We start from the raw sequence: 15,412 nt of genomic DNA on the forward strand, positions 1-15,412 counted from the left end.
GCTGCTCCTAACCATTCCTCAATTCCCCTATTTCCTTTACTCCGGAGACCCGGGGGATGTGCACCTGGGTTTCTTCTTAAATGAGCATACCATCTAACGGTTACGCATATGGCCAGTGGCGGTTTGCGGGCTGCATACCTGTCCGCCAGCACAGAAGCTGATGCGGGCTACAAAGCTTCAAATACCCACTTCCCCCGCCATTGGCTATATGCGATGTTAGCGGTAGTTTTTTATTCAATTCTTTTTAATATTTCTTTGAGTTTTAGTCCAACATTTAGTTTGTCAAACAGCTTTTCAGATATTTTCAATGAATTTTGAAAGGCTGTATTTATGTTTTTAGGGTTTAAATCAGATGTTGTAAGTATAAATTCTGAATACCAATCTTGGTCAATATCTTTTTCCAAACTTTTCGTCGGGCTTTCCCAATGTTGAGTTTTATTTGTTACTGTTCTGATGAGCCAAAGTAAGTATTTTTGAACAGTCGTCAAGCTTTGGTGGGCGTGGGCAAATTCTTCTCTTTTGATTAAATTGTTCGTTGTCAGCAAAACATTCAGTAATGATTGGCTTAGCCACAAAATATTTTCGTCTGTGGTTCTATCAGGGAATTTTACTTTGATTTGATTTAGCGTTTCCGTTAAAAGTCCGTCTTTGTCAATTAAATTCATTTGGTCAAAATCACTGAACGCAACAATTCCTTCCCACGATTTAATGATTTTTATTTCGTCTGTTTTTAAAAAATGAAATTCGCCTCTAATCATATTCTCAAAAATAGCGACTTCACTTCCGTATTCATTAATGAAATATAAAGCGACAGGATAAACTTGGTTTACCCATTCTTCAGCCGAAAAGTTTTCTTTGGTTTTTAGAAAGATGTAAAATTCGATGTCAGAATATTTGTCGCCTTCATTTTTAGTAAATGAACCGTACATAAAAACTGCGGAAACATTTTCGTCTTGTTGAGTTATTGATTTGGTTTTGTTAATCATTTGTAACTGTGTCATTGTTGTAAATTTTAAATTGTTGATAAATACAAATCATCATAACTTTTGAGAGTAATGATTTATTTCTGTTTTTATTTTTAAACAGTTACTTATAGCTTCATCGGATTGTTTTTTAGTATTTATGTCGTTTTCGTAAAATTACCGCTAACTCGTTTATAGCTCTCTAAAACATTCCTCTATCCATCTGTTTTGGGTAGATATGGGAATGTTTTGGGGGCTTACCTGATTAAGATAAGACTTTGTCACAAATCGTCAAACGGACTCCTCACCCTTTGAATGGTTTTTGTGCTCACGTGCGTGTAGATCTCCGTTGTTTTGCTGCTATTGTGGCCCAAAAGTTCCTGAATCACCCGTAAATCAGTACCGCCTTCCAGTAAGTGGGTGGCGAAACTATGCCGCAACCAATGCAGGGAAACAGGCTTTTTGATCCCGGCTTCGGTAACAGCGTTTTTCAGAACGGCCGCCAGGCTCCTCGGGTCATATTGTTCCCCCTTTGTCTGACCTTCAAACAACCAGATAACTGGCCGGTAACTGGTATAGTACTCCCGCAACAGGAGAAGTATCCGTTCAGACAAGGGAACCAACCGGTCCTTTTTGCCCTTGGCCTGCCTGATCATAATCACCCCCCGTTTCGAATCGATATCAACGGGTTTGAGATTCAATAATTCACTCCGCCTGAAGCCGCAGCTGTATATCAGAGATAACATGGTTTTGTGTTTAAGGTTTCGGATCGACCCGAGAATGCGTTTAATTTCTTCCTGGCTGAGGACGTTTGGCAGTTTTTTTTCGCGTTTCGGTCGATGAATGGCTTCAATGGACAGGTGTTGGTTTCTGACCGTCAGAAAGTACAATTTCACTGCATTTACCAGTTGATTCTGGTAGGAAGAGGACAGATGTTTCCTGCGTATATACTCAATATTAAATCGTATCAGGTCGTCATTCCCCAGTTCGGTGGCTGGTTTCGGATGTAAAAAGGTGAGAAAAACCCGGATGGCTTCGGTGTAGGATTTGATCGTATTCTCACTGTACCGACGGGACATCAGCCACTCTCTGAAAACGGTTATGCCGTCGCCCATTTCTGTTCGGGTGGTTGAGTCGGGCGCCGTTTCAATCCGGAACCGTAACCTGTTTTCGGCAGTGTCCGGCACATGCCAGCACTCCATTGTCTGACTCCAACGGCATCCATCCAGAGCCTTTATCCGCTTATTTAAAACAGGATTTCCCCTGAAATGAATGGCAATGCGGTTTTCGCCCCGATGAATCACCGTGTTGGCCTTCCATGCTGTTCCTGAAGGCGTTAATAAATCCGCCTGAATGTTATCTTCATCCGCCAAAACAAACCTCCATTTACCGTGTAACAGACAGTTTCACAACCTTCAATTTCATTATGGCTTTCATTTTTTCAACAACCAGGATAGTCCTTCCCGGTTTCTCTGGTTGCAAAAATGGCATTCCGGTAATCCGGCAGAAGTGTATCTCCCACACCCTCAGGTCTGGCAGCCATCTCCTGCCGGGTATCTCCCTGATCTGCGTGACCAAATCGGGATCGTAGGGTAAATGAACGTGAAAAGACAGGCCGGTCTGCTGCCGGATGACGTCGATCAGAATGGGTTCCATGATGTGCTTCCCGGGAATCAGACAGAAAAGTACGATTTGGCTAAAAAAGCTGCAAACACCCGGTCGGGTTCTGACTTCCGATTCCGGGTGGGTTTCGGTACCTTTCCTTCTTTTCGGGTGGATGAAGGCATGGGTCCGGCATGAGTTGCAAGTTTTTCGCAGGTCGGTTGTCTGAGGGTGTGTATGGGCACGCAGACTGAACGACAGATGGATGACAGGGAACGACGGTTCCGGGAGATGTATCGCGAGTACGCCCGTCCGATCCTGAATCTGGCTTACCGCATGACGGGATCCGATGCCGTGGCGCGCGATCTGACGCAGGATGTCTTCCTGAAGGTGTTCGAAAGCATGGAGGGTTTCCGGGATGAATCGGCCGTTTATACCTGGATTTACCGGATAGCCCTGAACCATATTCAGAACCATCTGAAACGGGAACGTCAGGTGAACTGGCTTAATTTTTTTACCGAGTCACACGAGGAGCAGTCAGAACCTGCCGATGAGTCGGCCGACTGGAAACCGGTGGGATTTTCGCGCCCCGATCATCAGTTGGAAGGGAAGGAACGCGAGGCCATCCTCCTGAAGAAAATTGCTGAACTGAAACCCGACTACCGGATTCCGCTGGTGCTGAACCGGTATGAGGACATGGACTATCAGACCATTGCCGTGACACTCGGCGTGCCGGTATCAACCATCGAAACCCGGATCTTCCGGGCGAAAAAACAACTTGCTGCCAAACTGAAACCCTGGTTTGGAAAATTGTAGGAGTCACTATTTCACTTGTTACCATGAGATCGGATATGAAAACGCACCTGAAACCAACCGATATGCCGGCGTTTGCAGAGGAAAAACTGCCACCGGCCGAACAGGAACACTGGAACCAGCATCTTCCTGCGTGTCCGGCCTGTTCCAATCACTTATATACCTACCAGCTCTGGATGAAAAAGGCGGCGAAGGAAGACGTTCCGGAACTGGAACCCGATCCCGAAGTCCCCGACCGGATTCTCGCGGGAAAACGTCAATCGGTCAGTAAACCGGGAGTTCTGCGGCTGCTCATCCGCGATGGGGCGCTGGCCGCGGCGGCCGTTCTGGCCGGTATCGTCATCGGCAACTGGATGGTGGAAAAAATGCCGTCCACGCCGGGCACACAGCGGTCGGTTTCCTCCTCGCTCACCGATGAAGGAACCGATCTGAACAGTTATCTGGAATCGCTGAAAGGAGGAACGGAATGAACACGCGTCTGTGGGTTATGTTGGCCATTTTCCTCACGGTGATGAATGTGGCGGTTCTGGGAACGGTTGGATGGCATCTGCTTCGCGAACAGCCGGGGCCCGAGCGCCCCTTCGGAGGTCCGGGCCGCCCGCCCTTGGGTCTGGGACGTGAGGACAGGGAACGGTTACGAACCATTCTGGAATCGTACCGCGATACCATCGAACCCGATCTGAACCGGCTACGTGACACCGAACGGGAATTGATGAGTGCCATGCTGGATGAAAATCCGGATACGACCCATCTTCAAACACTCCTGACGGATATCCTTCAGCAACGTGAAAAGCTGGCCACCTCCGGACTGGAGAAAGTGCTGTCCTTACGGAAAACCTTGCCCGAGGAGGAATTGGAGCGGTTGGTACAGATTCTGGTCTTCCGGTCAGGCGGGCCCGGCGGACCGCCAAGGTAAAGGAATATGTACGCAAAGGCGCCAAGACGCTAAGATTATTACATTTAAACGCCAAGTCGCAAAGGATTCGCAAAGGACGCAGAGGTTATTGTATTTAAAATCAGAATATCTTTGCGTTGAAAAGCATTTAACCTTTGTGCCTTTGCGGTGAGAGGAAATTAAATTACTCAGTGGTGATAATTGAAGAATGACCTGAACCGGTTTGACCGACTGATTGGTATTCTGCTGGTTCTTCAATCGGGACCTGTTGTTCGGGCGGCGGATCTTGCAAGTCGTTTTGGTGTCTCCATCCGGACCATATATCGTGATTTGCGGTCATTGGAAGCAGCCGGTGTACCGCTTGCAGCCGAAGCCGGGGATGGTTATCGTCTGGTTCAGGGATACCAGTTGCCACCGGTGATGTTCTCCCCTTCCGAATCGGTTGCCTTGATGACGGCGATCCGCTTGTCTGAAGGACTGACCGATGACTCTCAGAAAGCAAGCCTCGATACCGCACGCCACAAGATTCTGAGCATCTTACCTCATCACCTAAAGGAATCGGTGAACCGGCTGCATCAGTCTGTGTTGGTTTATGAACCACTTGGTTCCGTTTCAACCATTCAGCAACCAAGGATGGATGCGATACAACAGGCCATTTTATCCCAACTGATCCTGGCGATTGATTATCAGTCAGGTGGCGGAAAAACTGTCACCCATCGTCAAATCGAACCATATGGATTGTTTTACTTTTCAAACCGGTGGCATCTGATTGCCTGGTGCCGGCTTCGCCGGGATTTCCGTGATTTTCGGCTGGATCGAATCCGTTCCTTGTCCATTACCGAAGAAACATTCCGAAAAGATCCCGCTTTTCATCTTCACTCCTTCCTCGATTCGCAATCGGAGCCATCAGGTACAGCCACGTTCACCTTCCGGACAGATATACAAACAGCCACTGTAATTAGAAATCAATTCTGGATGGGAATTTCTGACTGGGAGGAATCGGATGGGTTGGTGACGATTACCTATACTTCACAGCAATTGGATTGGATGGCCAGATGGATCCTGCAATTTGGTAATCGTGTACGAATTCTCGGCCCGGAAAGCGCAAAGGAATTGGTGCGGGAAGAACTGATCCGGTTGACAGATCACTATCGGTAGTTGGTTTTACAGGGCAAAAAGGCGCCATGCGAAATGCGTTAACCACAACGGGCACAAAGGGAAAAAAAAGAAAGGCCACAACGATTTTTTTATTTCAATACAAGAAGCACTGCATTCTTTGCGACTTAGCGTCTTTGCGTACAAATTCAGAATTCACCGGAAGGTAATCTGAACCAACACCCGATCCCCATCCTGCAGATTGCCACGAATGGCCTTTGACAGCGGTAGTAATGTTCGTCCTGATTTCTCAGTCCAGATGCTGGTTTCCCAGGTTTTTCCGTTTAAGGTGGCAGTAACCGGTGTGCGCCCCCAGGGCCCGGGATCCGGATTGATGAAGCCTTCAGGAAGCGTTACAAATGTCCAGCCACCCTTGGCCTCAATACGGAAAACGGTGGATTGAAATGTAAATGATTTCATCGTGAATTCAATATGTGCACGAAGTCGCAAAGGCGCAACATTTCATGCGTTCAACGCGAAGGACGCTATTATGAAATACATATATACAGTGTCATGCCGGTGAAAACCGGCATCTGAAGAAAACCTGTAGATCCCGATTTTCATCGGGATGACACCCACTACGTTATTTGCGAAATCTTTGCTGTCTTGGTGTTTAAATACATTTCAACGCGAAGACGCCGAGGGTAAAGACAAGGAGAACGCAAGGTGTTTCTGATTTTAAATACAAAAACCTCTGCGTCCTTTGCGAATTCTTTGCGACCTGGCGTTTAAATCCCCTTCAACGCAAAGGCGCAAAGGTTAAATGCAAGAGAACGCAAAGATATTCTGATTTTAAATACAAAAACCTCTGCGTCCTTTGCGAATTCTTTGCAGTCTTTGCGTTTAAATGCCTTTCAACGCGAAGGACGCCAAGGGTAAAGACAAGGAGAACGCAAGGTGTTTCTGGTTTTAAATACAAGAAATCCTGCGACCTTTGCGAAATCTTTGCTGTCTCTGCGTTGAAACGTATTAAACTTAGCCCCTTTGCGTCCAAATCAAAGAGAAATTACAGCTCCCCGGTGACGTGGAAATGTTCAAAGACCACCGAGTCGGCCATGCACTCCATGAAAGCTCCCAAAGCAGGGTCATTCATGACTGATCCTGCAGCATGATTAAAGTCCGCTGATGATTTCCAGATGAGGATATCAGCGAACAGAGCCGGATCCTTTTCGGAAGCGAGCATGGTAACCTGTTCCAATCCGGTGTAATGGGTCTTCAAATGAGTCAGTGCGTCTTTCCGGATGGCGTCGTATCGACTGATGATTTCCGGTTTTATTTTATAAACGGCGATTTCGGTAGTTTTCATGGGTTTCTCCTGTTGATTGTTGATATGACAAAGGTCCGGACCGGTTGTGACAACAGGTTGTCAGCAGGTTTATGAAGAATTTAGGGGTAGATTTCCGGTACCCTGCAAGTTTTTTCCCGCCCGTCTGTCCGATGTGATAGCGGCTGGTTCAGTCCGCATGAAACAAACAAAAGGAATCAACCATGAAAACGAATTTGAATTACCTGCTGGGCCTTCTCGTCGCCGGCAGTCTGGCTACCGGGTGCGCCGATCCGGTTTCTGATAATGCGTCTGAGGAAACCACCTCTTCTCTGGCCTCTCTGAATGAATCGCTGGAATCGTCCGTGGCTACCGCCATTGATCTGGGTGATGCGGTCGGACTTATCGATATCCATACCGGTCCCCGTCCGGGAGAAACCACCCCGGTGCTGACGGTCAGGCTTATTGTATTTAATGGTGCAGCCCCCACCACACCTCCGTTTAAAACCGGCGGACTGGATATCGGGACGGTGACCGTTGACCATGCCGGTACCTCGCAAACCTTGTACAAAGTGGCCGTTCGTGAAGGCGGCGTGGTGTACGAATCGATGAGTAAACCCGAAAGGGGTGCTCCTCCAACCGGCGGACTCACTTATGTGGCCGGAAATCCGGTTGTGGTATCTACTTCAGGAACCGATGGATTTGCAGCTCAATCCTTTACAGTTGAAACCTCTGCGTCGGCCGATCTTACCAATCTGGCAGATGGAGCTGTTATTCCCGTCGGCCAGGATCTGACCATAAACTGGTCGGGCGGAACGGCAGACAGTGTGCATATCATCATCGCAGACCTTCCGCCTCAGCCAGGAATGGGTCCAAACGGACAGGGTGGTAAAGGCCCCGGTGGAAAAGGACCCGGCGGTAAAGGCAAGGATGGCAAAGGTCCGGGTGGTAAGGGACCGGGAGGCAAAGGTCCGCAGGGACCGGGAATGGGACCGAGGCCGGTTTACCGCGCCGTGGTGGCCACCAGTGCAGGTACATTCACCATTCCGGCTGCCGATGTGACCGCAGCACTTGCAGCCCTGAAAGGCACCGGCTTTGTCATCAGTGTGAATCAGCGGATCATCACCGATCTGACGGCTACCACAGGTACCATCAAGGCTCTCATGCATACTGCGGATGGAGTACGGGTTACCCGGTAATTTCATCTGCCCATACAAGGCCCTGCTGCTTCCGGGTGGCAGGGCTTTTTTGTTTTTGACCAATCATAAGGACATTTAATCAGAAAAAACCATGAAGTCAGGCATTCGGTTGGTAACTTTAAGGTTCGTTTCAGACCACTCGATGATATCTGGTCTGATTCAAAACCAAGGGATTGATGTGAACTCAATGGTTATCCTGAAGTCCAATGATGTTGAGAAAAGGGTATTGAAAATGATCCGATTACTGCTTCCGTTATTACTGTTTCTGGTTGCCTGCGGGGATGATCAGCAGTCCGGACCTCAGCGTCCGATGCTGGGGTCGGTGGTTCAGGCGGATGGACAGGTCGTGATTCCGGGTCCGGTGACCGATCAGATCTGGGTGACTGGCTCGCTGATGGCTGAAGAATCGGTGGAATTACGGAGTGAAGTGTCGGGACGGGTAGTCGAAATCCCATTCCGGGAAGGCGCTTCAGTAAAAAAAGGCGATCTGCTGTTCAAATTGTATGATGCCGATTTACAGGCCACCCTTTCCAAATTGCAGGTTCAGGAAAAACTGGCGGCTGATGTGGAAAACCGCAACCGGCAATTGTTTGCCAAAAATCAGATTTCACAGGAAGAGTACGACCGGACCCTGACCAGTTACCAGTCGGTGAAGGCCGATGTGGAATTCACCCGCGCTCAGCTGTCTAAAACGGAAATCCGTGCACCGTTCAATGGCATTGCCGGTTTGCGGCAGGTATCGCCCGGGGCGGTGGTGAATGCGAATACCACCCTGGGTACCTTGGCCTCTTCCGGCGGACTGAAAATGGATTTTTCGGTTCCCGGTAAATATGCGTCTGCCATTATACCGGGGAGAACCGTCAGCTTTACCGTTTCCGGTTTGCCCGATACAGGACGTGCGGTCATTCTGGCTTCGGAAACCCGCATTCAGGAGCAAACGCGTACCCTGCTTGTCCGGGCACGGATCGAAGAGAAACCAAAGTCTGCTTTTCCGGGCAGCCTGACCCGGGTCCGGGTGGTTTTAAGTGACCTGCCATCTGCTCTGATGGTCCCTTCTTTTACGCTGGTTCCTGATCTGCAGGGTGACATGATTTTCGTCATGAAAAACGGGCTGGCCGATAAACGGCTGATCCGCACGGGAATCCGCACTGAAACCCATGTTCAGGTGTTGGGCGGATTGGCTCCCGGTGACACCATTCTGACGTCGGCGTTGCTGCAACTGCGACCCGGTGTGCCGGTAAAAGTCCGTGATCAGCCGCCGGTGAGTCGCTTATGAGTAATCTGTCTGTCCTGTTCATCCGCCGCCCGGTGCTGACCACCGTGGTTTCCCTGCTGATTTTGCTGTTCGGAATCATTGGGTATTTTTTCCTCAGCGTTCGGGAATACCCCAATGTCGATCCGCCGGTGGTGACGGTGTCGACCTCCTATCCAGGTGCTAATGCCGATGTGATTGAATCGCAGATCACCGAACCACTCGAGGAATCCATTAACGGAATCGAGGGAATCCGCACACTGAATTCCACCAGCCGCGATGGGGCCAGTAACATCACCGTCGAGTTCGAAATCGGTCGCGACATGGAAGCGGCCGCCAACGATGTGCGTGATCGCGTATCGAGAGCCATTGGCTCACTTCCTCCCGATGTGAATCCGCCGGTGGTGGTCAAATCTGATGCCGATGCCAGTCCGATTTTCGCCTTGTCGGTTCAGAGCACCACGCGTTCACTGATTGATCTTTCCGACCTGGCCAACCTGCGGTTTAAGGAGCGGTTACAGACCATTGAAGGCGTCAGCGAGGTCAGAATCTGGGGAGAAAAACGGTATTCCATGAAATTGTACCTCGATCCGGTTAAACTGGCAGGGTACGGACTGGCACCGGGCGACATCCGCGAAGCGCTGAACCGGGAAAACATCGAATTGCCATCGGGACGAATCGAAGGATATTCCTCTGAACTATCCATCCGTACGTTCGGCCGGCTGACAACCGAGGAAGAATTCAATAATCTGATCATCCGCGAGATCAACGGAATTCCGGTGAAAATCCGCGACGTGGGCCGGTCGGTTCTGGCACCCGAAAACGAGCGGACCCTGATGCGCGGAACCGGTGGCATTCCCATGGTGGGAGTGGCCATTACCCCTCAGCCGGGATCGAACCACATTGCCATTGTGGATAAGGTAAAACAGACCATTGAGCTGATCAGCCGCGATTTGCCGGCCGATGTCAGAACCAGTGTGATGTTCGATACCACACAGTCCATCAGAAAAGGAATTGTGGAAGTGGCTGAAACCATCCTGATTGCCTTCGGTCTGGTGGTGCTGATTATTTTCCTCTTCCTCCGTCACTGGCGGACAACGCTGATCCCCGTGGTGGCGATTCCCATTTCGCTGATCGGTTCCTTTTTTATCATGTATGTGGCCGGATTTTCCATCAACATTCTCACCCTGCTTTCCATTGTTCTCGCCACCGGACTGGTGGTGGATGATGCCATTGTGGTGATGGAAAATATTTACACCAAAATTGAACGGGGGATGAAACCACCCGAGGCGGCCATTGCAGGAACGAGCGAAATTTTCTTTGCCATTGTGTCGACCACCATCACGCTGGCAGCCGTTTTTCTCCCGGTGATATTTCTGCAGGGACTGACTGGCAGTCTCTTCCGCGAATTTGGTCTGGTCATGGCCGGATCGGTGATTATTTCAGCCGTGGTGTCACTGACCCTCACGCCCATGATGAGTGGCCGGCTGCTGCATCACTATCAGACTCAGGGACGACTGTTTAACTGGTCCGAAGATCAGTTTAACAGGCTGGCTGCCGGTTACCGGAATTCTCTGAGCCGCTTTATCGGAAACCGATGGGCAACGGGACTGATTCTGGCCGTATCGGTGGCACTGGTGGTGGTTATCTGGCCGGTGTTGCCTGCCGAACTGGCGCCCCTCGAGGACCGTGGACGGATGACCGTTCAGGCCATTGGTCCGGAAGGAACCAGTTTTGAACGGATGGATGCGGTCATGAATCAACTGATCGGCATTGTGGATACCATCCCCGAGGTAAACGTGTACATCGCCATTACGGCTCCCGGATTCGGATCGGCTGCTGCAGTGAATTCCGGATTTATGCGGATTGGTCTGACCGAAGCGGACGAGCGGGACCGGACCCAGCAGGAAATTGCGGATGAACTGGGCATGGCCCTCAGGAAGGTGTCGTCGGTCAGGGTCTTTGCCTCTCAGGAACAGACCATCGGCGGCGGACGGGGTACCAATCTGCCGGTTCAGTTCGTCATTCAGGCCCCCGAATTGGGTGACCTGAGGCCCGTATTGCCTAAAATGATGTCGGCCGCCACAGCCAGTCCGGTTTTTCAGGTGGTCGATCTGAACCTGAAGTTTAACAAACCGGAACTGGTGATTTCCATTGACCGGGACCGGGCACGTGCCATGGGTGTGACGGTGCGTGACATTGCCGAAGCCATTCAGCTGTTGTTCAGTGGTCAGCGGTACGGATTTTTCATTCTGAACGGAAAGCAATATCCCGTGATTGGTCTGGCGGACCGTCCGTTCCGTGATGATCCAATGGATCTTTCCACCGTTTCCATCCGGAACCGGCAGGGAAGTCTGGTTCCGCTCGAAAATCTGGTTACTGTGGACTACCGCAGCAATCCGCCCCAGTTATACCGGTTTAACCGGCTTAGTTCGGCCACGGTTTCCGCGGGTCTGAATCCGGGCTATTCGCTCAGCGAGGGGATTGAAACCATGCAGTCCATTGCCGATTCCCTTCTGAACGATTCCTTTACCACCACTCTGAGCGGCATTTCACGTGAGTTCATGGAAAGTTCGAATACACTCTGGATCGCCTTTCTGCTGGCCCTGATCCTGATTTATCTGATTCTCTCGGCTCAGTTCGAAAGTTTCAGCGATCCGCTTCTTATCATGATGACCGTGCCGCTTGCTATTACCGGTGCGGTTCTCTCCCTCTGGGTCACCGGCCAGACGCTGAACATTTTCAGTCAGATCGGAATGATCATGCTCATCGGAATCGTGACGAAAAACGGAATTCTGATTGTTGAGTTTGCCAATCAGAAAATGGAAGCCGGTCTTTCCAGATCTCAGGCGGCCGTTGAAGCAGCCACGCAACGGTTCCGGCCGATTCTGATGACGTCGCTGGCCACGGTCCTGGGTGCCCTGCCCATTGCAATGGCACTGGGGGCAGGGGCCGAATCGCGGGTTTCCATGGGGATTGTCATCATTGGCGGATTGCTGTTTTCACTCGTCTTAACCCTGTTCATCATTCCGTCGCTGGTGGCCATTTTTGGCCGCAACCGACCGATCATTCCCGGTCACGGGAATTAATTGATGCTAATGATCGGGGGTTAAGTGAAACCCATCCGCCCGGATGGGCGTAACAGAAACGTTTTACCAACTCTGAAAGGACCTGCATGAAAACCTTCACCCTGGCCGCCGGTGTGTTAGCCGGCAGCCTGCTGCTCGCTGGTTGCAAACCGGGCAGCCACCAGGAGAACATCCTGCCATATACCATCCACCAGCATGAACTGGCCAACGGACTGAAAGTCGTGACCGTGCCTTTCGACAGTCCGGGACTGGCTGCATTTTATCTGGTGGTCCGCACCGGAAGCCGTAACGAAGTGGAACCCGGTGTGACCGGTTTTGCACACTTCTTCGAACACATGATGTTCAGAGGGACCGATAAGTATCCCAATGACAAGTACAACGAAGTGCTTAAATCGACCGGTGCCTCGGCCAACGCCAACACCAGCATGGACCGTACCGTGTACCACATGACCGGAAATGCTGCCAGACTTGAAACCATGTTCGAACTGGAAAGCGACCGGTTCATGAACCTGAATTATTCAGAAGGTGATTTTAAAGTCGAAGCTGGCGCAGTGAAAGGGGAGTATACGAAAAATTACGCCTCTCCTTACAGCCAGTTATACGAAGCCACTCAGAATGCGGCTTACGATGTGCACACGTACAAACACACCACCATGGGTTTTTACAAAGACATCGAGGACATGCCGAATCAGTTCGCCTATTCAAAAACCTTTTTTGACCGCTATTACCGGCCCGAGTACACCACGATTGTTGTGGTGGGTGATGTAACCCCCGATAATGTGAATGCACTTGCCGAGAAATATTTCGGAACATGGAAACGCGGAACGCATACCGATACCATTCCCGTTGAACCACCCCAAACCGGAACCCGGTATGTGCATGTGAAAAACGGATCCATTCTGCCGGTTCTTTCCATGAATTACAAAGTGGCTGCTTTTGACGAAAAAAAGGTCGATTTCCCATCGTACGATATCATCAGCTCCTATGCATTCGGACCAACGTCTGATCTGTACCGGAAACTGGTGCTGGAAGAGCAGAAAGTTCAATGGATTCAGGCAGGGGCCATGGATAGCCGCGATCCCGGCTTGTTCGGAATCATGGCCAGTGTGTTTAAACCCGAGGATATGCAGTATGTACGCGATCAGATAACGGCCACACTCGAAAAAATAAAAACCGAAGGTCTCGATCCGGAAAAACTAAAAAAAACAAAATCATACCTGAAATATTCTTACGCCATGGGAATTGATAATCCGGATGCCATTGCAAACTCGCTTTGCCATTACATCAGCCTTACAGGAGATCCCGAAGCGGTGAATCGTCTGTATCAGCAATATGAAAAAACATCCATTGAAGATATTAAATCGGTGGCTTCCACCTGGTTTGTCGAAACCGGACTCACCATTGCCACCATTTCAGCTGCCGAACAAGGAGGTGTGAAATGAGACTGATTCTTGCATTACTGATGGCTCCGGCCCTGCTCATGGCACAACCCCAGTTTGTGGTGAAACCAGGAGCTTCAACTAAAATTGTGGTGAAATTGCAATTCCGTAACGGATCCATTGCCGATCCGGCCGGAAAGGAAGGATTAACCGCTCTGACTGCTGCACTCGTCAGCGGGGGCGGAACCGAATCCCAAACCTACAGTGACATTCAGGATCAGATTTATCCGATGGCTGCCCGTTACTGGTCATCCACCGATAAAGAAGTGTCGGTGTTCACCTTCGAATTCCACAAAGATTTCAGCGCGGAATTTCAGGCACTCATCCGTGACCTGATGCTGAAACCACGGTTTGATCAGGCCGATTTTGACCGGATTAAAAAGTCTCACCTGACTTATGTGGAAAAAGATGTCCGTGCGTCCTCCGACGAGGATTACAGCAAACTGGCGCTGGAGGATTTTCTCTTCCGCGGAACCAACTATCAGCACATGGTGATGGGAACCGTTCCCGGCGTTCAGTCCATTACTCCGGAGGATGTGAAGGCGCACTATCAGGCCGTTTTCACCCGTAACAATCTGATTGTTGGTGTGACCGGGAGTTATTCGGAATCCTTCCTGAAACAACTCGAATCGGATCTGGCCGGATTGCCTGATGGAAAACCGGTTCTGCCGGAGCCCGGTAAAGCCAGAACGCCCGATGGCATCCAGGTGGAAATCATCACCAAACCCGATGCCTTCGGATCTGCCATTTTTATGGGAACTCCGCTTTCGATTACCCGGTCGAGCGATGAATTTGCTGCCCTGATGGTGGCTAATTCCTGGTTAGGTGAACACCGGAAGTCTTACAGCCGGTTGTATCAGAAAATCCGTGAAACCCGGTCCATGAATTATGGGGATTATTCCTACATTGAGTGGTACGAATCGGGCGGTCAGTACATGCTGCCTCCGTCGGGTGTGCCACGTCAGTCGAATTATTTTTCCATCTGGATTCGTCCTGTGGCCACCGCCGATAATCTGCGGACAAACAATCCGGCCGAAATGGGGAACGTGAAAGTGGGACATGCACATTTCGCCATCCGGATGGCCCTGCGTGAACTGGATCTGCTGGTGAAAAACGGAATGACCGAAGCCGATTTTAAAGCAACTGTTGAGTTTCTGCGTGGATACACGAAATTGTACACGCAGACACCCGAGGACCGTATTGGATATCTGCTCGACTCACAATTCTACGGTCGCGTGGACTGGATTCAAGAACTGGATCAATTGCTTGCATCGGTCACGTTGGAGCAGGTCAATGCAGCCATTAAAAAACATTGGCAAACTCAAAACCTCTTTGTCACCATTGTCACCAATGACAAAGAAGCAGGTCCGCTGGCAGCTGCGCTGAAATCTAATCAGCCGTCACCGATGATTTATAAAAAAGCAGTGGCAGAGAAGTTACCTGCTTCAGTTTTTGAAGAAGACAAACAGGTGGCAGTATTTCCGCTGAATGTAAAGTCGGTGAGCATTGTTCCATCGGCTGATACATTTAAGAAATAGCTGAGGAAAGAAGACAGGAGACAGGAGACAGAATTCAGCCCTTCGGCTCCGCTCAGGGACCGGAATTCAGAATTCAGAATACAGAATTCAGAAGACGGAATACTCAAACATGAATAACTCCCTCTCCGCCGGAGAGGGAAGGGGAGAGGGTCCATTTCTTTCATTTCTGATGAGACTCTAAAATCAAAAGAATTCAGAATTCAG

At 50.0% G+C, this 15,412-nt stretch carries 14 protein-coding genes; 10 read left to right on the plus strand and 4 right to left on the minus strand.

Annotated elements, in window-relative coordinates:
* Positions 1 to 230: 230 nt before the first annotated feature.
* Both HUU10_15340 and HUU10_15345 read right to left on the minus strand, forming a co-directional pair.
* On the minus strand, positions 231 to 986 hold the full coding sequence (locus HUU10_15340; GenBank protein NUQ82977.1) for an aminoglycoside 6-adenylyltransferase: 756 nt from the start codon (positions 984 to 986) through the stop codon (positions 231 to 233).
* 257 nt (positions 987 to 1,243) lie between these two features.
* Positions 1,244 to 2,317 carry a site-specific integrase gene (locus HUU10_15345; GenBank protein ID NUQ82978.1) on the minus strand — a complete coding sequence of 358 codons (1,074 nt, stop codon included), beginning with the start codon at positions 2,315 to 2,317 and terminating at the stop codon, positions 1,244 to 1,246.
* Positions 2,318 to 2,564: 247 nt separating this feature from the next.
* Here HUU10_15345 and HUU10_15350 point away from each other — a divergent pair, with 247 nt between their 5' ends.
* The 5 genes from HUU10_15350 (at position 2,565) to HUU10_15370 (ending at position 5,430) form a co-directional block, all read left to right on the plus strand.
* A complete protein-coding gene (locus HUU10_15350; protein NUQ82979.1) occupies positions 2,565 to 2,762 on the plus strand; it encodes a hypothetical protein in 198 nt (65 codons plus the stop codon).
* A 39-nt stretch (positions 2,763 to 2,801) separates the two neighbouring features.
* A complete protein-coding gene (locus HUU10_15355; protein NUQ82980.1) occupies positions 2,802 to 3,380 on the plus strand; it encodes a sigma-70 family RNA polymerase sigma factor in 579 nt (192 codons plus the stop codon).
* 35 nt (positions 3,381 to 3,415) lie between these two features.
* Positions 3,416 to 3,847 carry a hypothetical protein gene (locus tag HUU10_15360; protein ID NUQ82981.1) on the plus strand — a complete coding sequence of 144 codons (432 nt, stop codon included), beginning with the start codon at positions 3,416 to 3,418 and terminating at the stop codon, positions 3,845 to 3,847.
* Positions 3,844 to 4,293 carry a periplasmic heavy metal sensor gene (locus HUU10_15365; GenBank protein ID NUQ82982.1) on the plus strand — a complete coding sequence of 150 codons (450 nt, stop codon included), beginning with the start codon at positions 3,844 to 3,846 and terminating at the stop codon, positions 4,291 to 4,293. Before HUU10_15360 ends, HUU10_15365 begins: the two co-directional genes overlap by 4 nt.
* A gap of 180 nt (positions 4,294 to 4,473) precedes the next feature.
* Positions 4,474 to 5,430 (plus strand): YafY family transcriptional regulator, encoded by a 957-nt coding sequence (locus tag HUU10_15370; GenBank protein NUQ82983.1) that lies wholly within the window; start codon positions 4,474 to 4,476, stop codon positions 5,428 to 5,430.
* Between the two features lie 153 nt (positions 5,431 to 5,583).
* Here HUU10_15370 and HUU10_15375 read toward each other — a convergent pair whose 3' ends face one another.
* Together HUU10_15375 and HUU10_15380 are read right to left on the minus strand one after the other, a co-directional pair.
* The gene (locus HUU10_15375; GenBank protein NUQ82984.1) at positions 5,584 to 5,847 is read right to left on the minus strand and encodes a DUF1905 domain-containing protein; all 264 of its coding nucleotides are present in this window, start codon (positions 5,845 to 5,847) and stop codon (positions 5,584 to 5,586) included.
* Positions 5,848 to 6,433: 586 nt separating this feature from the next.
* Complete coding sequence (locus HUU10_15380) at positions 6,434 to 6,733, minus strand: hypothetical protein (protein NUQ82985.1); 300 nt, start codon at positions 6,731 to 6,733, stop codon at positions 6,434 to 6,436.
* Between the two features lie 182 nt (positions 6,734 to 6,915).
* Between HUU10_15380 and HUU10_15385 the strand changes: the two genes are divergently transcribed.
* The 5 genes from HUU10_15385 to HUU10_15405 all read left to right on the plus strand — a co-directional run bounded on the left by HUU10_15385 (position 6,916) and on the right by HUU10_15405 (position 15,208).
* Positions 6,916 to 7,890, plus strand: a complete 975-nt coding sequence (locus HUU10_15385) for a hypothetical protein (GenBank protein NUQ82986.1) — start codon at positions 6,916 to 6,918, stop codon at positions 7,888 to 7,890.
* 232 nt (positions 7,891 to 8,122) lie between these two features.
* Positions 8,123 to 9,166 carry an efflux RND transporter periplasmic adaptor subunit gene (locus tag HUU10_15390; GenBank protein NUQ82987.1) on the plus strand — a complete coding sequence of 348 codons (1,044 nt, stop codon included), beginning with the start codon at positions 8,123 to 8,125 and terminating at the stop codon, positions 9,164 to 9,166.
* Positions 9,163 to 12,231 carry an efflux RND transporter permease subunit gene (locus HUU10_15395; protein ID NUQ82988.1) on the plus strand — a complete coding sequence of 1,023 codons (3,069 nt, stop codon included), beginning with the start codon at positions 9,163 to 9,165 and terminating at the stop codon, positions 12,229 to 12,231. The genes HUU10_15390 and HUU10_15395 overlap by 4 nt, the downstream gene beginning before the upstream one ends.
* Positions 12,232 to 12,317: 86 nt before the next feature.
* The gene (locus HUU10_15400; GenBank protein ID NUQ82989.1) at positions 12,318 to 13,673 is read left to right on the plus strand and encodes an insulinase family protein; all 1,356 of its coding nucleotides are present in this window, start codon (positions 12,318 to 12,320) and stop codon (positions 13,671 to 13,673) included.
* Complete coding sequence (locus HUU10_15405) at positions 13,670 to 15,208, plus strand: insulinase family protein (protein ID NUQ82990.1); 1,539 nt, start codon at positions 13,670 to 13,672, stop codon at positions 15,206 to 15,208. The genes HUU10_15400 and HUU10_15405 overlap by 4 nt, the downstream gene beginning before the upstream one ends.
* The last annotated feature ends 204 nt before the right edge of the window (positions 15,209 to 15,412 follow it).

This window comes from Bacteroidota bacterium, assembly GCA_013360915.1.
Lineage (GTDB): Bacteria > Bacteroidota > JABWAT01 > JABWAT01 > JABWAT01 > JABWAT01.